At 58.1% G+C, this 16,757-nt stretch carries 17 protein-coding genes and 1 pseudogene; 12 read left to right on the top strand and 6 right to left on the bottom strand.

Translation table 11 applies throughout. The features are described from left to right. The 8 genes and pseudogenes from D8U18_RS08725 to D8U18_RS08685 form a co-directional block, all read left to right on the top strand. Positions 1–669: pseudogene (locus D8U18_RS08725) on the top strand (2-oxoglutarate dehydrogenase E1 component); the annotation flags it as partial. A 42-nt stretch (positions 670–711) separates the two neighbouring features. Continuing rightward, entirely contained in the window at positions 712–1,932 is a 1,221-nt protein-coding gene (gene odhB / locus D8U18_RS08720) for a 2-oxoglutarate dehydrogenase complex dihydrolipoyllysine-residue succinyltransferase (RefSeq protein ID WP_131107454.1), read from the top strand. A 98-nt stretch (positions 1,933–2,030) separates the two neighbouring features. Continuing rightward, positions 2,031–3,467: a dihydrolipoyl dehydrogenase gene (gene lpdA / locus D8U18_RS08715; RefSeq protein ID WP_130905248.1), complete on the top strand. Its 1,437-nt coding sequence runs from the start codon at positions 2,031–2,033 to the stop codon at positions 3,465–3,467. A 195-nt stretch (positions 3,468–3,662) separates the two neighbouring features. Then, positions 3,663–4,829 (top strand): ADP-forming succinate--CoA ligase subunit beta, encoded by a 1,167-nt coding sequence (sucC, locus tag D8U18_RS08710; protein ID WP_007919879.1) that lies wholly within the window; start codon positions 3,663–3,665, stop codon positions 4,827–4,829. Next, positions 4,829–5,710 (top strand): succinate--CoA ligase subunit alpha, encoded by an 882-nt coding sequence (gene sucD, locus D8U18_RS08705; protein WP_007919877.1) that lies wholly within the window; start codon positions 4,829–4,831, stop codon positions 5,708–5,710. The genes sucC and sucD overlap by 1 nt, the downstream gene beginning before the upstream one ends. A gap of 464 nt (positions 5,711–6,174) precedes the next feature. Continuing rightward, positions 6,175–7,488, top strand: a complete 1,314-nt coding sequence (gene brnQ, locus D8U18_RS08695; protein ID WP_056852958.1) for a branched-chain amino acid transport system II carrier protein — start codon at positions 6,175–6,177, stop codon at positions 7,486–7,488. A 257-nt stretch (positions 7,489–7,745) separates the two neighbouring features. After that, positions 7,746–8,483: a DUF599 family protein gene (locus tag D8U18_RS08690; protein WP_056852957.1), complete on the top strand. Its 738-nt coding sequence runs from the start codon at positions 7,746–7,748 to the stop codon at positions 8,481–8,483. Beyond that, entirely contained in the window at positions 8,483–8,884 is a 402-nt protein-coding gene (locus D8U18_RS08685) for an MAPEG family protein (protein ID WP_056852956.1), read from the top strand. The genes D8U18_RS08690 and D8U18_RS08685 overlap by 1 nt, the downstream gene beginning before the upstream one ends. Positions 8,885–8,960: 76 nt before the next feature. On the opposite strand, the gene D8U18_RS08680 is transcribed toward D8U18_RS08685, so the two are convergent. Further along, positions 8,961–9,197 (bottom strand): hypothetical protein, encoded by a 237-nt coding sequence (locus tag D8U18_RS08680; RefSeq protein ID WP_131107452.1) that lies wholly within the window; start codon positions 9,195–9,197, stop codon positions 8,961–8,963. A 160-nt stretch (positions 9,198–9,357) separates the two neighbouring features. Between D8U18_RS08680 and D8U18_RS08675 the strand changes: the two genes are divergently transcribed. The 4 genes from D8U18_RS08675 (at position 9,358) to D8U18_RS08660 (ending at position 13,063) form a co-directional block, all read left to right on the top strand. After that, positions 9,358–9,834 (top strand): PaaI family thioesterase, encoded by a 477-nt coding sequence (locus D8U18_RS08675; RefSeq protein WP_056852954.1) that lies wholly within the window; start codon positions 9,358–9,360, stop codon positions 9,832–9,834. Beyond that, the gene (locus D8U18_RS08670; RefSeq protein WP_056852953.1) at positions 9,831–10,280 is read left to right on the top strand and encodes a PaaI family thioesterase; all 450 of its coding nucleotides are present in this window, start codon (positions 9,831–9,833) and stop codon (positions 10,278–10,280) included. The genes D8U18_RS08675 and D8U18_RS08670 overlap by 4 nt, the downstream gene beginning before the upstream one ends. Positions 10,281–10,362: 82 nt before the next feature. Beyond that, positions 10,363–12,267: a molecular chaperone HtpG gene (htpG, locus tag D8U18_RS08665; protein WP_056853163.1), complete on the top strand. Its 1,905-nt coding sequence runs from the start codon at positions 10,363–10,365 to the stop codon at positions 12,265–12,267. 67 nt (positions 12,268–12,334) lie between these two features. Then, complete coding sequence (locus D8U18_RS08660; protein ID WP_130905250.1) at positions 12,335–13,063, top strand: dienelactone hydrolase family protein; 729 nt, start codon at positions 12,335–12,337, stop codon at positions 13,061–13,063. 121 nt (positions 13,064–13,184) lie between these two features. Here the strand turns inward: D8U18_RS08660 and D8U18_RS08655 are convergent, their stop codons facing one another. The 5 genes from D8U18_RS08655 to purM form a co-directional block, all read right to left on the bottom strand. Beyond that, on the bottom strand, positions 13,185–14,072 hold the full coding sequence (locus D8U18_RS08655; RefSeq protein ID WP_131107451.1) for a pirin family protein: 888 nt from the start codon (positions 14,070–14,072) through the stop codon (positions 13,185–13,187). 62 nt (positions 14,073–14,134) lie between these two features. Then, entirely contained in the window at positions 14,135–14,551 is a 417-nt protein-coding gene (locus tag D8U18_RS08650; RefSeq protein WP_056852950.1) for an OsmC family protein, read from the bottom strand. Between the two features lie 144 nt (positions 14,552–14,695). Beyond that, positions 14,696–15,409, bottom strand: coding sequence for a DUF3108 domain-containing protein (locus D8U18_RS08645; protein ID WP_056852949.1), 714 nt, complete (start codon positions 15,407–15,409; stop codon positions 14,696–14,698). Positions 15,410–15,417: 8 nt separating this feature from the next. After that, positions 15,418–16,068: a phosphoribosylglycinamide formyltransferase gene (purN, locus tag D8U18_RS08640; RefSeq protein ID WP_131107450.1), complete on the bottom strand. Its 651-nt coding sequence runs from the start codon at positions 16,066–16,068 to the stop codon at positions 15,418–15,420. Then, positions 16,068–16,757, bottom strand: a 690-nt coding sequence (gene purM, locus D8U18_RS08635; protein WP_131107449.1) for a phosphoribosylformylglycinamidine cyclo-ligase, incomplete at its 5' end; no start/stop codon positions are given. The genes purN and purM, both read right to left, overlap by 1 nt.

The following is a 16,757-nucleotide window of genomic DNA, read 5'->3' as shown; positions in this document are numbered from 1 at the left end:
CTGACCATGCTGCTGCCACACGGTTATGAAGGTCAGGGGCCGGAGCACTCCTCGGCTCGTCTGGAGCGTTACCTGCAGCTGTGCGCCGAGCACAATATTCAGGTAGCCGTGCCGACTACGCCGGCCCAGATCTACCACTTGCTGCGTCGTCAGGTGATTCGCCCGCTGCGCAAGCCGTTGATCGTTCTGACTCCGAAGTCGCTGCTGCGTCACAAGCTGGCCGTATCGACCCTGGAAGATCTGGCCGAAGGTTCGTTCCAGACCGTTATCCCGGAAATCGATGCACTGGACCCGAAAAAGGTCGAGCGCGTTGTTCTGTGTAGCGGCAAGGTCTACTACGACCTGCTGGAAAAACGCCGTGCCGAAGGCCGTGACGATATCGCCATCGTGCGTATCGAGCAGCTGTACCCATTCCCTGAGGATGACTTGAAAGAAGTCCTGGCTCCTTACACCAACGCCAAGCATGCCGTTTGGTGTCAGGAAGAGCCGATGAACCAGGGTGCGTGGTACTGCAGCCAACACCACATGCGTCGCAGCATCAGCAACCTCAACAAATCTCTCGTACTTGAGTACGCGGGCCGTGAGGCTTCTGCTGCACCGGCATGCGGTTACGCATCGATGCACGCCGAGCAGCAGGAACAATTGCTGCAAGCGGCCTTTACTGTTTAACGCCTTCGCGCACCTGAAACCGAATTTAAGGACCCACAGATAATGGCTATCGAAATCAAAGCCCCCACTTTCCCGGAATCGGTTGCCGATGGCACCGTTGCCACCTGGCACAAACAACCGGGCGACGCTGTAAAGCGTGACGACCTGATCGTCGACATCGAAACCGACAAGGTTGTGCTGGAAGTGTTGGCCACTGCTGACGGCGTGCTGGGCGCTATCGTCAAGAACGAAGGCGACACTGTTCTGTCCGACGAAGTGCTGGGCTCCATCGAGGCGGGCGGCGCTGCTGCTGCCCCGGCTGCCGCTGCTGCTCCGGCCGCCGCACAAGCCGCTGCTCCAGCTGCCGAAGGCGAAGACGATCCAGTCGCTGCTCCTGCTGCTCGCAAGCTGGCTGAAGAAAACGGCATCAACATCGCTTCCGTTGCCGGTACTGGCAAAGGCGGTCGTGTGACCAAGGAAGACGTGGTTGCAGCTGTTGCTGCCAAGAAAGCCGCTCCGGCTGCCGCGCCTGCCAAGGCTGCTGCTCCTTCGGCTGCCGCTCCTGTGTTCGCCGCTGGCGACCGCATCGAGAAGCGCGTGCCGATGACCCGCGTTCGTGCCACCGTGGCCAAGCGTCTGGTTGAAGCTCAGTCGAACATGGCGATGCTGACCACTTTCAACGAAGTCGACATGACCGAAGTCATGGCCCTGCGTTCGAAGTACAAGGATCTGTTCGAGAAGTCCCACAACGGCGTGCGCCTGGGCTTCATGTCGTTCTTCGTGAAAGCGGCCACCGAAGCGCTGAAACGCTTCCCGGCTGTCAACGCTTCGATCGATGGCGGCGACATCGTTTACCACGGCTACGCTGACGTCGGCGTTGCAGTTTCCAGCGATCGCGGCCTGGTTGTACCGGTTCTGCGCAACGCCGAACTGATGAGCCTGGCTGAAATCGAAGGCGGCATCGCCACCTTCGGCAAGAAAGCCCGTGACGGCAAACTGTCGATGGACGAAATGACCGGTGGTACTTTCACCATCACCAACGGTGGTACTTTCGGTTCGATGATGTCGACCCCGATCGTCAACCCGCCACAAGCGGCCATCCTGGGCATGCACAACATTCTGCAGCGTCCTATGGCAATCAACGGTCAAGTCGTTATCCGTCCGATGATGTACCTGGCTCTGTCCTACGATCACCGTCTGATCGATGGCAAAGAAGCTGTGACCTTCCTGGTGACCATCAAGAACCTGCTGGAAGATCCGGCTCGTCTGTTGCTGGATATCTGATAGAAGCAGCCATGAGCTGCAAGCTCGAGCTGTCGGAAAACCCGCAGCTTGGCTTGCAGCTTGCGGCTTGAAGCTTTTCGCTAAAGAGGATTTTTTGAATGTCGCAGAAATTTGACGTAGTAGTGATCGGCGCTGGCCCTGGCGGCTATGTGGCTGCCATCAAGGCCGCCCAACTCGGCCTCAGCACTGCCTGCATCGAGAAGTACACCGACAAGGAAGGCAAACTCGCGCTGGGCGGTACCTGCCTGAACGTCGGCTGCATTCCATCCAAGGCCCTGCTGGATAGCTCGTGGAAGTACAAGGAAGCCAAAGAAGGCTTCGCGATCCACGGTATCAATCACGCTGGCGTGACCATGGACGTGCCAGCAATGGTCGGCCGCAAGGCCACCATTGTCAAAGGCCTGACCTCTGGCGTTGCGACCCTGTTCAAAGCCAACGGTGTGACTTCGATTGAAGGTCACGGCAAGCTGCTGGCCGGCAAGAAAGTCGAAGTCACCAAGCCTGATGGCTCGGTAGAAATCATCGAAGCCGAGAACGTGATCCTGGCTCCAGGTTCGCGCCCGATCGACATTCCGCCAGCTCCGGTTGACCAGAATGTGATCGTCGACTCCACCGGCGCCCTGGAATTCCAATCCGTACCTAAGCGTCTGGGCGTGATCGGCGCCGGCGTTATCGGTCTGGAACTGGGTTCGGTCTGGTCGCGTCTGGGTGCAGAAGTGACTGTCCTGGAAGCCCTGGACACCTTCCTGATGGCAGCGGACACCGCTGTTTCCAAGGAAGCGCTGAAAACCCTGACCAAACAGGGCCTGGACATCAAGCTGGGTGCTCGCGTGACCGGTTCGAAAGTCAACGGCGACGAAGTCGTTGTGAACTACACCGATGCCAACGGCGAACAGAACATCACTTTCGACAAGCTGATCGTAGCCGTTGGTCGCCGTCCGGTGACCACTGATCTGCTGGCTGCCGACTGCGGCGTGACCCTGGACGAGCGCGGTTTCGTGCACGTTGATGATCATTGCGCTACCACTGTACCGGGCGTTTACGCCATCGGTGACGTGGTTCGCGGCATGATGCTGGCGCACAAGGCGTCCGAAGAAGGCATCATGGTTGTCGAGCGCATCAAGGGCCACAAGGCCCAGATGAACTATGATTTGATCCCTTCGGTTATTTATACTCACCCGGAAATCGCGTGGGTCGGTAAAACCGAGCAGGCCTTGAAAGCTGAAGGCGTTGAAGTTAACGTCGGCACCTTCCCGTTCGCAGCCTCCGGCCGTGCCATGGCTGCCAACGATACCGGTGGTTTCGTCAAGGTCATCGCCGATGCCAAGACCGACCGCGTATTGGGCGTGCACGTGATTGGCCCGAGCGCTGCAGAACTGGTTCAGCAGGGCGCGATCGGTATGGAATTCGGCACCAGCGCTGAAGACCTGGGCATGATGGTTTTCTCCCATCCGACCCTGTCTGAAGCCTTGCACGAAGCTGCTTTGGCAGTGAATGGCGGCGCCATCCACATCGCCAACCGCAAGAAGCGTTAAGACAATAAGAAACCACGGCGGTTTGGCCCGTCGTGAGCCTTGCATGCAAGACTCACCGCGGAATATCCGCTGGACGCAGTCTTGCATAGCTGCACCGGGTATCCGGAAGGCTATGCAAGCAGCAGTCACAGGTGGTGCGGCACTTGAATGAGTGCAGCACCGAATGCGCAGTACCTAACGAAGACGGTAATAAGCATGAATCTTCACGAGTATCAGGGTAAGCAGCTGTTCGCTGAGTACGGCCTGCCAGTTTCCACCGGTTACGCGGTAGACACCCCGGAAGCAGCAGCAGAAGCTTGCGACAAAATCGGCGGCAGCGAGTGGGTTGTCAAAGCCCAGGTCCACGCCGGTGGTCGCGGTAAAGCGGGCGGCGTAAAGCTGGTTCGCAGCAAAGAAGACGCCAAAGCCTTCGCACAGCAGTGGCTGGGCAAGCGTCTGGTGACTTACCAGACTGACGCCAATGGTCAGCCAGTCACCAAGATCCTGGTTGAATCGTGCACTGATATCGCTAAAGAGCTGTACCTGGGCGCTGTCGTTGACCGTTCGAGCCGTCGTATCGTGTTCATGGCTTCCACCGAAGGTGGCGTGGACATCGAGAAAATCGCTCACGACACTCCAGAAAAAATTCTGAAAGCCACTATCGATCCACTGGTTGGCGCTCAGCCATTCCAGGGTCGCGAGCTGGCATTCCAGCTGGGTCTGGAAGGTAAGCAAGTTGCTCAGTTCGCCAAGATCTTCGTAGGTCTGGCCAAGCTGTTCAAGGATCACGACCTGGCCCTGCTGGAAGTGAACCCGCTGGTGATCAAGGCTGACGGCGATCTGCACTGCCTGGACGCCAAGATCAACATCGACGCCAACGCCATGTACCGTCAGCCTAAGCTGAAGACTTTCCACGATCCGTCGCAAGACGATCCGCGCGAAGCGCACGCTGCCAAGTTCGAACTGAACTACGTAGCCCTGGAAGGCAACATCGGCTGCATGGTCAACGGTGCCGGTCTGGCCATGGGTACCATGGACATCGTCAACCTGCATGGCGGCAAGCCAGCCAACTTCCTCGACGTGGGCGGCGGTGCTACCAAAGAGCGCGTTACCGAAGCGTTCAAGATCATCCTGTCCGACACTAACGTCGCTGCAGTACTGGTCAACATCTTCGGCGGCATCGTTCGTTGCGACATGATTGCCGAAGGCATCATCGGTGCAGTGAAAGAAGTCGGCGTGAAAATCCCGGTTGTTGTTCGCCTTGAAGGCAACAACGCTGAGCTGGGCGCTAAAGTACTGGCAGAAAGCGGTTTGAACATCATCGCTGCTACCAGCCTGACCGACGCTGCTCAACAAGTTGTCAAAGCTGCGGAGGGCAAATAATGAGCGTCCTGATCAATAAAGACACCAAAGTTATCTGCCAGGGTATTACCGGTTCGCAAGGTAGTTTCCACACCCAGCAAGCCATCGAGTACGGCACCAAGATGGTTGGTGGTGTAACTCCAGGCAAAGGCGGCACCGAGCACCTGGGTCTGCCAGTGTTCAACACCGTGAAAGACGCTGTAGCTGCCACTGGCGCCACCGCCAGCGTGATCTACGTTCCGGCTCCTTTCTGCAAAGACTCGATCCTGGAAGCTGCCTTCGGCGGCATCAAGCTGATCGTGTGCATCACCGAAGGCATTCCTACCCTGGACATGCTGGACGCTAAAGTTAAGTGCGACGAGCTGGGCGTAGTCCTGATCGGCCCTAACTGCCCAGGCGTGATCACTCCAGGCGAATGCAAGATCGGCATCATGCCAGGTCACATTCACTTGCCAGGCAAGGTCGGTATCGTTTCGCGTTCCGGCACCCTGACCTACGAAGCTGTGAAGCAGACCACTGACGCCGGTTTCGGTCAGTCGACTTGCGTCGGCATCGGCGGTGACCCGATCCCGGGTTCGAACTTCATCGACATCCTGAAGCTGTTCCAGGAAGACCCGAAGACCGAAGCGATCGTGATGATCGGTGAGATCGGCGGTTCGGCTGAAGAAGAAGCGGCTGCCTACATCAAGGCACACGTGACCAAGCCGGTTGTTTCCTACATCGCTGGTGTGACTGCTCCTCCGGGCAAGCGCATGGGCCATGCTGGCGCAATCATCTCTGGCGGCAAAGGCACTGCAGACGAGAAATTCGCTGCGCTGCAAGACGCAGGCGTTAAAACCGTGCGTTCGCTGGCAGACATCGGCAAGGCTCTGGCCGAGCTGACTGGTTGGGCTGTCAAGTAAGCCTCGCGCTTAGCTGACGCTTTACCAAACAAAGGCCACCTTCGGGTGGCCTTTGTCGTTTCCGGGATTAGAGATATTCGCAGGCCTTTTGTGGCGAGGGCGCTTGCTCCCGCTGGGCCGCGAAGCGGCCCCTAAACCTGCAAATATCATTGTTCCAGACCCACCTTATTGCCTGCCTCTTGCGTCTGCTTTGCAGCCGAGCGGGAGCAATCTCCCTCGCCACAGAGATCGGTTGTGAAATTTAGATATGTAAACGCGACATTGAAGTGTCGCGTATCGGAATGTTCGCCCTCTATCAGTGCGTTTTTCAGCCAAATTCGTTAGGCTACGCGCCATTTTTGCGTCCGCGGCCCACAAGGCAGCAACGCGCTAAAAGGGTCGGTCTTATACGGACTGACAGCATTTCCCTCACCCATAGGGAAATCCATCTCTAAATTCCGATTCAGTAGTGTGGTATTTCCTTAATGAAAGTGTTGAAAGGCCAGGACATCCTGGCACTTGGTTTTATGACGTTTGCCCTGTTCGTCGGGGCTGGCAACATCATCTTCCCGCCTATCGTCGGCTTGCAGTCTGGACCTCATGTCTGGATGGCGGCGCTGGGCTTTCTGGTCACGGCGGTCGGCCTGCCGGTGATCACGGTTGTGGCGCTGGCCAAGGTGGGCGGCGCGATGGACGCGCTGAGCAGCCCGATCGGTAAAGTCGCCGGTGGTCTGCTGGCAGCGGCTTGCTACCTCGCGGTCGGTCCGTTGTTCGCGACGCCGCGTACGGCCACCGTATCTTTCGAAGTGGGCCTGGCGCCATTGACCGGTGAGAGTCCGTTGGCGCTGTTCCTCTATAGCTCGGTGTACTTCCTGCTGGTGTTCTTCATCTCGCTGTATCCGGGACGTTTGCTCGACACTGTTGGGCGCTTCCTTGCGCCGCTGAAAATCATCGCCCTGGCCGTGCTGGGCATTGCCGCGTTCGCCTTGCCAGCCGGTGACATCGGTCACGCAACCCCTGAATACGTTGCAGCACCGTTCTCCCAAGGCTTCATCAATGGTTACCTGACCATGGATACCTTGGGTGCCCTGGTATTCGGTATCGTCATCGTCAACGCGATCCGCTCCCGCGGTGTCGAATCGCCAGCGCTGATCACTCGTTACGCGATCATCGCCGGGCTGATTGCCGGTGTAGGTCTGGCACTGGTTTACGTCAGCCTGTTCCGCCTCGGTTCGGGTAGCCACGAAGTAGCCGCCGGCGCGACCAATGGCGCGGCGGTATTGCACGCCTACGTGCAGCACACGTTCGGTTCGTTGGGCAGTGGCTTCCTTGCAGTGTTGATCTCCCTGGCGTGCCTGGTGACGGCGGTCGGTCTGACCTGTGCCTGCGCCGAGTACTTCAGTCGTGTGGTGCCGCTGTCCTACAAGACGCTGGTGATCATTCTTGCCGCCTTCTCGCTGCTGGTGTCCAACCTGGGCCTGACCAAGCTGATTGCGTTCTCGATCCCGGTGCTTACCGCGATCTATCCGCCGTGCATCGTTCTGGTGGCGCTGAGCTTCTGCAAGGATTTCTGGCATGAGCAGGGTCGCATCCTCGGCCCGGTCATGCTGGTGTCGTTCATCTTCGGCATGATTGACGCCCTCAAGGGTGCTGGTCTGGCAGACTGGATGCCGAGTCAAATGGCGCATCTGCCACTGAGCGAGCAGGGACTGGCCTGGCTGGTGCCGTCGGTGATGACCCTGGTGGTCGCCGTGGTTTGCGACCGTCTGTTGGGCAAGCGCGAAGAAGCGCTGGCGTAAGCATTGCCGACCCGTCACAAGCGGGCTGACAGGCAGAAACAGAAATGCCCCGTATCAATCGATACGGGGCATTTTTTTATGGGTTTGAGGCAGTGTCTTTTTCCCTGAGCTAACGTCGAAGCACTACCTGTGCAGGAGCGAGGCTTGCCTGCGAATGCGGTATGTCAGTCGATGTATCGGTTGATTGTTCTATCGCTTTCGCGGGCAAGCCTCGCTCTTACAGGTTTCACCGTCGCCACCGTCTCACAGGGAATTGCATGTCCTTCATTCACGCCAACCTGATCCACATTCTTGCCGCCATTTGGTTTGTCATCTGCTGGGGCGGTTACACACGTTATGCCACCTGGAAGGGCCGTGACACGGCGTGCCTGGCCAGCGTTCTGCACCTCTATCGCGAAGACTGGATGCGCCGCATGCTGCTGCGCGACAACCGCATCGCCGACGCCAGCGTGATCGGCAATCTGGAGCGCAACGCCTCGTTCTTCGCCTCCAGCACGTTGATTATCCTGGCGGGTATTCTCACCGTGCTCGGCGCATCGGAGCGAGCGGTCTCGCTGTTGGCAGATATCCCGATGGTGCAACAGGCCTCCCAGGGCATGTCGGAGATCAAGTTGCTGTGTCTGGCGCTGGTGTTTGTCTATGCATTCTTTACCTTTAGCTGGTGCATGCGTCAGTACAACTTCGCAGCCATTCTGGTCGGCTCGGCCCCCATGGTCGGTGAGCGCCATGTGTCCGAACAGGAGCGCAAGGCCTTTGCCGCTCGCGCGGCGCGCGTCATCTCAATGGCCGCCAACCAGTTCAACTTCGGTCTGCGCTCCTACTACTTCGGCATGACCATGCTCGCCTGGTTCGTCAGCCCGTGGTTGTTCATGCTGATGAGTGCCGGTGTGGTGTTCGTGTTGTATCGCCGCGAGTTCCACTCCGACGTTCTTGACGTGATGGTCTATACCCCTACAGAGGCACCAATGCCCGAGGTGAATAAAGAGGCTGCTTGATGAGTATTCCATTCTGGTGTGTGTTTATCAGTGCCGTACTGATTTATGTGGCGCGGATGCCCGTGACCACGGCCATGAAAGAGCAGGGCGGCTATGACAACCACTTGCCGCGCCAACAGCAAGCGCAACTCACGGGGTTGGGGGCTCGTGCGGTAGCGGCACATCAGAACAGTTTTGAGGCGTTCATATTGTTCGCGGTTGGTGTGCTGATGGCGCATACCACGCAGACAGCGGGCTGGCTCATCGACTTGTTGGCGATCATCTTCGTGATCTCGCGAGTTCTCTATTTGGTGTGTTACTGGAAGGATTTGGCGTGGCAGCGCAGTCTGGTTTGGCTAGTGGGATTAATCTGCTCGTTGTTGTTGATGATTAGTCCGACTTTTCGCACGATTTTGCTTTAGCGCTGACATTGCAAAAAAATCAGGCAAAAGAAAACCCGCACTTGGCGGGTTTTCTTTTTCGACGCTAAAAACCGGTTTAGTTTTTAGGCGCTGCTTCTTTAGCAGCTTCTGCGTTCGATTCAGCCTGATCTTTGGCGGCTTCGGCGTTTTCTTTCGCCGCGTCGTTCACTTTATCCTGAGCTTTGTTCATGTCTTGCTGAGCTTGCTCAGCATGTTGGTTGGCATCTTGAGCTTTGTCCTCGGATTTTTTATCGCAGGCAGCGAGACCGAGGGAAGCGGTCAACATCAAGGCAATAGCTAAAGTCTTACGCATGGGGTGTTTCTCCTTATGGAAAATATCTATCTGGCCTTAAGAGCCCAGCCGTCAGGGTTAAGTTCCTCACTTTGTTCAGATATATAAGTTTGTTCTAAAACGGAACTTTTACCCGGACTGTTACTGCACTGTCCGAATGTTAAACAAGAGTATTTATCAAATGGCCGAAAACCCCGTTTTTGAGCGTGCGACGCGATTTCTGTCGGCGCTTCGACATTGTCAGGTACTCGGTTTGCGGGTTCACAGCGCGAGTACCGAGGGGCTTACGGTGGTACTGCCTTACAGTCCGCAAATCGTTGGAAACCCACAGACAGGCGTCATTCACGGCGGCGCACTGACATCGCTGATGGACACCGCATGCGGTATGTCCACACTCTGTGTGCTGCCCGAGTTCGAAGTCTGTCCGACCCTCGATCTGCGCATCGATTACATGCATGCCGCCGAGCCGCATAAAGATGTCTACGGCTTCGCCCAGTGTTACCGGGTCACCACCGACGTGATTTTCGCCCGCGGCTTTGCCTATCAGGACGATCCTGAACAACCAATTGCCCATGTCGTGGGCACGTTCATGCGCATGGGCAAGAACATCAAGGGCACCAAGGGTTTTGGTGGCGCCATCGCCGGAGTCAGGAAATGAGCGATTTTCAAGAACGACTGCAGGCGGCCCATGAGAAGGGCGAGTACAGCTCGCTGCTGCAATTGATTCCCTATGCCGGGCTGATCGGTGTCGAATGTTCGCGGGTGGGCGATGACTTGCTGTTCCGCCTGCCGGCCAACAAGGACAACATTGGTAACCCTTTATTGCCTGCGATCCATGGGGGCGTGATCGCCGGTTTCATGGAACTGTCCGCGGCGCTGCATCTACTGATTGCCACCGGATCGCCGGGGGTGCCGAAGATTATCGATTTTTCCCTCGATTACCTGCGCGCCGGGCAATTCCGTGATACCTGGGCCAGGTGCCAGGTCTGCCGTCAGGGGCGGCGGGTGGCCAACGTGGCGATTACCGCCTGGCAAACCACCGAAGGCGAGCCCATCGCCACAGCCCGGGCGCATTTCAAACTCGAGGAGCCCTTGAAATCCTGAACTGAGCCCCCAACTCTGATGACAACCCGCCGCCGACCGCTCAAGGTCGCGGCCAATGCCATCTGATTGGAGTTTGATGACCATGAGTGTGGAAACTCAAAAGGAAACCCTGGGCTTCCAGACCGAGGTGAAGCAACTGCTGCACCTCATGATCCATTCGCTGTATTCCAACAAGGAAATCTTCCTTCGCGAACTGATCTCGAACGCCTCTGACGCTGTAGACAAATTACGTTTCGAAGCGCTGTCCAAGCCAGACCTGCTGGAAGGCGGCGCCGAACTGAAAATCCGTGTGAGCTTCGACAAGGACGCTAAAACCGTCACCCTCGAAGACAACGGTATCGGCATGAGCCGCGAAGATGCGATCACCCATCTGGGCACCATCGCCAAATCCGGCACTGCCGACTTCATGAAGCACCTGACCGGCGACCAGAAGAAAGATTCGCACCTGATCGGTCAATTCGGTGTCGGTTTCTACTCCGCATTCATCGTCGCTGACAAAGTCGACGTGTACAGCCGTCGTGCCGGCACCGCCGCCAGCGAAGGCGTGCACTGGTCATCCAAGGGCGAAGGCGATTTCGAAGTTGCAACCATCGACAAAGCCGAGCGCGGCACCCGCATCGTTCTGCACCTGAAATCGGGCGAAGACGAATTCGCCGATGGCTGGCGTCTGCGTAACATCATCAAGAAGTACTCCGACCACATCGCCTTGCCAATCGAGCTGCCCAAAGAAGTGGCGGCCGCTGAAGGTGAAGAGAAGCCAGCCGTTGAATGGGAAACCGTCAACCGCGCCAGCGCGCTCTGGACTCGTCCGCGTACCGAAATCAAGGACGAGGAATACCAGGAGTTCTACAAGCACATCGCTCACGACTTCGAAAACCCGCTGAGCTGGAGCCACAACAAAGTCGAAGGCAAGCTGGAATACAGTTCGTTGCTGTACGTGCCAGCCCGTGCTCCGTTCGACCTGTACCAGCGTGAAGCGCCGAAAGGCCTGAAGTTGTACGTACAGCGTGTGTTCGTCATGGACCAGGCCGAATCGTTCCTGCCGCTGTACCTGCGCTTCATCAAAGGTGTGGTCGACTCCAACGACCTGTCGTTGAACGTGTCGCGGGAAATCCTGCAGAAAGACCCGATCATCGACTCCATGAAGTCGGCGCTGACCAAGCGCGTGCTCGACATGCTGGAAAAACTGGCGAAAAACGAGCCTGAACAATACAAGGGCTTCTGGAAGAACTTCGGCCAGGTCATGAAAGAAGGCCCGGCAGAAGATTTCGCCAACAAGGAAAAGATCGCCGGCCTGTTGCGTTTCGCATCGACCCATGGCGACGATGGCGAGCAGGTTGTTGGCCTGGCCGATTACCTGGCGCGTGCCAAGGAAGGTCAGGACAAGATTTACTACCTGACTGGCGAAACCTACGCACAAGTCAAAAACAGCCCGCACCTTGAAGTCTTCCGCAAGAAGGGCATCGAAGTGCTGCTGCTGACCGACCGCATCGACGAGTGGCTGATGAGCTACCTCAACGATTTCGACGGCAAGAGCTTTGTCGACGTGGCACGCGGTGACCTGGACCTCGGCAACCTGGACTCGGAAGAGGACAAGAAGGCCGCTGAAGAAGTCGCCAAGTCCAAAGAAGGTCTGGTTGAGCGTCTGAAGACGGCGCTGGGCGAGTCCGTAGCCGAAGTTCGGGTTTCCCATCGTCTGACCGATTCCCCGGCGATCCTGGCCATTGGCGAGCAGGACCTCGGTCTGCAAATGCGCCAGATCCTCGAAGCCAGCGGGCAGAAGGTTCCGGATTCGAAGCCGATCTTCGAATTCAACCCGGCTCACCCGCTGATCGAGAAGCTCGACAATGAGCAGAGCGACGAGCGCTTCGGCGACCTGTCGCACATCCTCTTCGATCAGGCGGCCCTGGCGGCCGGCGACAGCTTGAAAGATCCGGCGGCCTACGTACGTCGACTGAACAAGCTATTGGTTGAGCTGTCGGCTTAATCAGGTTGTAGAAAAACCCGCTTCGGCGGGTTTTTTCATTCTGGTGTTTACGAGTCAGGAGTCAGAAATGAGCCAAATCACTGTACGTTCCGTTGCCTATCAGATTGACGGCCAGGCCTACGAAAGCCGTCTGGCCTTTGATGCCGGCCACCAAGGCCCGCGTCCGGGTTTGTTGATGGCGCCGAACTGGATGGGTGTTGGTGCCGGCGCCGAGGAGATCGCCAAGTCGGTTGCGGCCAAGGGTTATGTGGTGCTGATCGCGGATCTATACGGGCAATCGGTGCGTCCGCAGAACAACGATGAGGCGGGCGCGGCAATGACGCCGTTGAAGAATGACCGCCCCTTGCTGCGCAAGCGCATGCAAGTGGCGTTCGAGCAGTTGCAAAGCCAGGGTGAGGCCGCTGTCGATACCTCGAAGCTGGCCACGTTCGGTTTCTGCTTTGGCGGTTGCTGTGCGCTGGAATTCGCTCGCACCGGTGCTCCGGTGAAGGCGGCGGTGTCGTTCCACGGTACGCTCGATACCCCGGACGTCAACGATGCGAAAAACATCAAGGGCTCGGTATTGGTGCTGCACGGCGCGTCCGATCCATTGGTACCGAAAGAGCAACTGCCGGCGTTCGAAGATGAAATGAATGCGGCGGGCGTGGATTGGCAGCTGCTGAGCTACGGCGGCGCATTCCATTCGTTCACCGATCCGCATGCGAATGTGCCGGGCATGATGATGTACGACGCCAAGGTCGCCGCCAGGGCGTTCACCTCGATGCACAACCTGCTGGATGAAGTGTTCAAGGGCTGACAGTAATTCGATCGGTCCCACGCGCAGCAAAGGAATGCCTCAACGGACGCTCCGCGTTCGGCTCTGGATGGGACGCGGAGCGTCCCGGGCTGCATTCCCACGCAGAGCGTGGGAGCGATCATCACAGCGGAGTGGGTTCGCTTCGTCCTTTTGGCAGTTCGATTCGCTCAACTTCCCCCGGCACTGTCGGCCAATCTCCGGCTGCCCAGCGCCGGCGCGCTTCGTCGATGGCCGCCGGATCGCTCGCCACGAAATTCCAGTTGATCCGTCGCGGTCCATCCAGCGGCGCACCACCGAACAGCACTGCATGACAATCGCTCTCGGCGAACAGTGTCATCTCTTCCCCGGCCGGCAAGACCACTAGCGAATGCGGTTCTACCGGCTCGCCATCCAGGTGCACATCGCCGCTCAACACATACAGCGCTCGTTCTTCATGCTCGGTTGGAATCAGCAAAGTCGTCGCCGTTTGCAGGTTCAATTCCGCGTAGAGCGTAGGAGAAAGAACAGGTACCGGTGACTCAAGGCAGAAGCCTGACCCGGCGATCATGCGGATCTTTACCCCCAGGTTATCGCTGACCGGGAGTGTCGCTGCCGGGTGATGGCTGTAATGCCCTGGACCTTGTTCATGATCCTTGGGCGAGGCCAGCCAGATTTGCAAGCCGTGCAGCTTGAAACTCCGATCCCACAGCGGCTCAGGCGTGCGTTCAACGTGAGCGATGGCGCTGCCGGCCGTCATCCAGCTGACATCGCCGGCGTTGACCACTTGATCCGAACCGAGGCTGTCCTTGTGCTGAAGCTGCCCCTCGAACAAGTAGGTAAGGGTCGACAGGCCGATATGCGGATGCTGTCGGATGTTCATGCCTTTGCCTGCCGGATACTCGGTTTCGAGCATGTGGTCGAAAAAAACGAAAGGTCCGACGCTGCGGCATTTGGCTGACGGCAACGGGCGAAGAATCGGCTGGCCTTCGACATCTTCAGCGCGAGGGCGGATCACGAACGGAGTGTTCATGGTGCGGTCCAGACTGAGCGGGTAATGCCGTCGAGCATAACCCGCTTGCGCAGCCCTTGCCGCTATTGGCTGAATGCACCTTCCGAGAGGTGGGTTTCGATGCTGACTTCGGACGTGGTCATCAGCTTGTGGATCGGGCAGCGGTCAGCCACGCGATGCAGTTCGTCACGCTGTGCATCGGTCAGCACGCCCTTGAGCGTCAGCTTCACGTGCAGCGCGTATTTGCCTTTCTGTTCTTCGCTGTTATCGCGCTTGACCTCGACACCGACGCCAGTCAGCGGTATATCCTTTTTCTTCGCGTACATCTTCAGGGTCAGGGCCTTGCATGCGCCCAATGCCGCGTCGAAGTAATCGTGTGGTTCCGGTGCGGAGCCTTCGCCGCCCGCGGAAACCGGGGCATCGGCAAACAATTGGTGGTCATCGATCTGTACGGTATGGCGAAGACCTTCAGCGGAAACGGTGTTGACGGTGACAGTCATGGAAAACCTCGCTAGCGACAGGAATAGTCATTCGATCAAAAAAGACCTTGAAGGTATAGAGCATGCCTGCGGTGACACGTTCCGGTTTTTTGTCCGGGCATGAAAAAGCCCCGCGATTGCGGGGCTCCTTCGTATCGTTGCGGATCAGCTGCCCTTGACAGCCTTGCCGTTGACGGTGCCGTCCAGGAGCATGATGTTGTACTCCTTGCCGTCGGTTTCGACCTGTTGCAGACGGACCAGCAGATAGTCCCAATCCTTGGCGAACCACAGCACGGTGATGCGCTTGCTTTGGGTCGGGTCGCGAACGCGCTCGACCTTGATCGCCTCGATCTGGCCAGCCTTGGTGTCGACTTTTTCCGAGCCCAGCACGCGGAAGTCATAGGTATCGACTTCGCCATCATCGACAACCTGATAGCTCATGCTTTTTTTGCCGGCAGCCACGTCATGTTGCAGTGCCAGTTGATAGGTGGATTTGTCGAAGATGCCGCGGTTCAGCGGGATATTGACTGCGTCACCACGATCGGTGCCGGTGACCTTTTTGGCGGCCCAGTCGAAATCCAGGTCAGCCTTTTTGGCTTTGCCCAGGCCACCACGTTCGAAGTGGTAGGACTGGGGCAGCAAGGTGTCCTTGTCGACCGTCAGGGTGCTTTCTTCGGACAGGCTGGCGATCATCATTGACGCCTTGAAGCTGAGTTTCCAGACGCCGTTGGCTTCCTTGGTCAGGCTGCGTTCGGCGGTGCCGCTCATGGGCAACTGCTTCCAGTCGGCGGTGTAGCTGGCGGAGAAGGGTTGAAGGTCTGCGGCCTGCGCGAATGGCAGGGCGAGCAGAGCGCAAGCGAAGAGCAGGGCGCGACGCATAAAATCTCCTAGGTTCGAATCAAGTGGCCGCTGGCGGCGAGTAACTGTCCATCCAGTAAAGCACCTTGCTCACCGAGTGATAACCGGCCTTCGGCAAACCAGCGTACGGCCATCGGGTAGATCAGGTGTTCCTGAGCGTGGACTCGCTGCGCCAGACTTTGCGGCGAGTCGTGCAACTCTACCGGTATTACTGCCTGTACGACCAGTGGTCCGCCATCGAGTTCCTCGGTGACGAAGTGCACGGAGCAGCCATGTTCCGTGTCGCCGGCCTCCAGCGCGCGCTGATGAGTGTGTAACCCTTTGTATTTGGGTAGCAGCGAGGGATGGATATTGAGCAGGCGACCCTGGTAATGACGGACAAAGCCAGCGCTGAGGATGCGCATGAAGCCGGCCAGTACCACGAGTTTGGGATTGAAGGCGTCGATCAGTTCGATCAGCGCGGCGTCGAAGGCCTCGCGACCTTCGAAAGCCTTGTGATCCAGTGAGCGGGTGGCGATACCCGCATCACGGGCGCGTTGCAGGCCGTAGGCGTCGGCTCGGTTGGAAATCACCGCAGCGACGCGGACCGGGCTGTCGCCGGTCCGCGTGCTGTCGATCAAGGCCTGCAAGTTACTGCCGGTGCCGGAGAGCAGCACCACGACATCACAGGTGGCGGACATCAGTGCGCCTTAAGGTTCTTCAGTTCAACCTGAGCCGCGCCTTCGGCAGCGGTGGAGATCTGACCGATGACCCAAGGCTGCTCACCGGCTTCACGCAGAACGTTCAGGGCGGTTTCCACGTGCTCTTGAGCCACGCAGATGACCATGCCCACGCCGCAGTTCAGCACGCGGTGCATTTCGTTCTCGTCGACGTTGCCTTTCTCTTGCAGCCAGTCGAACACCGCCGGGCGGGTCCAGCTCGCTACGTCAACGACTGCTTGGGCGCCTTTTGGCAGCACACGCGGGATGTTGTCCAGCAGGCCGCCACCGGTGATGTGGGCCATGGCTTTGACAGCGCCGGTTTCCTTGATCAGCTTGAGCAGCGGCTTCACGTAGATGCGGGTCGGGGCCATCAACAAATCGGTCAGCGGTTTGCCGTCGAGCTGGGTGTTTTCGATGTCGGCACCGGAGACTTCGATGATCTTGCGGATCAGTGAGTAACCGTTGGAGTGCGGGCCAGAGGACGGCAGGGCGAGCAGGGCATCGCCGGCAGCGACCTTGGAACCGTCGATGATTTCGGACTTTTCCACGACGCCGACGCAGAAACCGGCCAGGTCGTAGTCTTCGCCTTCGTACATGCCTGGCATTTCAGCGGTTTCGCCGCCGACCAGCGAGCAACCCGACAGTTCGCAGCCAGCGCCGATGCCGGT

This window comes from Pseudomonas sp. Sample_10 (assembly GCF_004321495.1).
In the GTDB taxonomy this organism is placed as follows: Bacteria; Pseudomonadota; Gammaproteobacteria; order Pseudomonadales; family Pseudomonadaceae; genus Aquipseudomonas.
Note: the sequence above shows the minus strand (reverse complement) of the source record. Positions and strands in the feature narration are given on the sequence as shown.

Bases quoted from the DNA above. Each gene is read 5' to 3' on its own strand.
- D8U18_RS08650 (WP_056852950.1), bottom strand. From the start codon at position 14,551: ATGACTGTCACCGTCAACACCGTTTCCGCTGAAGGTCTTCGCCATACC.
- D8U18_RS08655 (WP_131107451.1), bottom strand. From the start codon at position 14,072: ATGAACACTCCGTTCGTGATCCGCCCTCGCGCTGAAGATGTCGAAGGC.
- sucD (WP_007919877.1), top strand. From the start codon at position 4,829: ATGAGCGTCCTGATCAATAAAGACACCAAAGTTATCTGCCAGGGTATT.
- brnQ (WP_056852958.1), top strand. From the start codon at position 6,175: ATGAAAGTGTTGAAAGGCCAGGACATCCTGGCACTTGGTTTTATGACG.
- odhB (WP_131107454.1), top strand. From the start codon at position 712: ATGGCTATCGAAATCAAAGCCCCCACTTTCCCGGAATCGGTTGCCGAT.
- D8U18_RS08675 (WP_056852954.1), top strand. From the start codon at position 9,358: ATGGCCGAAAACCCCGTTTTTGAGCGTGCGACGCGATTTCTGTCGGCG.
- D8U18_RS08660 (WP_130905250.1), top strand. From the start codon at position 12,335: ATGAGCCAAATCACTGTACGTTCCGTTGCCTATCAGATTGACGGCCAG.
- D8U18_RS08685 (WP_056852956.1), top strand. From the start codon at position 8,483: ATGAGTATTCCATTCTGGTGTGTGTTTATCAGTGCCGTACTGATTTAT.
- D8U18_RS08670 (WP_056852953.1), top strand. From the start codon at position 9,831: ATGAGCGATTTTCAAGAACGACTGCAGGCGGCCCATGAGAAGGGCGAG.
- D8U18_RS08645 (WP_056852949.1), bottom strand. From the start codon at position 15,409: ATGCGTCGCGCCCTGCTCTTCGCTTGCGCTCTGCTCGCCCTGCCATTC.
- sucC (WP_007919879.1), top strand. From the start codon at position 3,663: ATGAATCTTCACGAGTATCAGGGTAAGCAGCTGTTCGCTGAGTACGGC.
- D8U18_RS08690 (WP_056852957.1), top strand. From the start codon at position 7,746: ATGTCCTTCATTCACGCCAACCTGATCCACATTCTTGCCGCCATTTGG.
- htpG (WP_056853163.1), top strand. From the start codon at position 10,363: ATGAGTGTGGAAACTCAAAAGGAAACCCTGGGCTTCCAGACCGAGGTG.
- lpdA (WP_130905248.1), top strand. From the start codon at position 2,031: ATGTCGCAGAAATTTGACGTAGTAGTGATCGGCGCTGGCCCTGGCGGC.
- purN (WP_131107450.1), bottom strand. From the start codon at position 16,068: ATGTCCGCCACCTGTGATGTCGTGGTGCTGCTCTCCGGCACCGGCAGT.
- D8U18_RS08680 (WP_131107452.1), bottom strand. From the start codon at position 9,197: ATGCGTAAGACTTTAGCTATTGCCTTGATGTTGACCGCTTCCCTCGGT.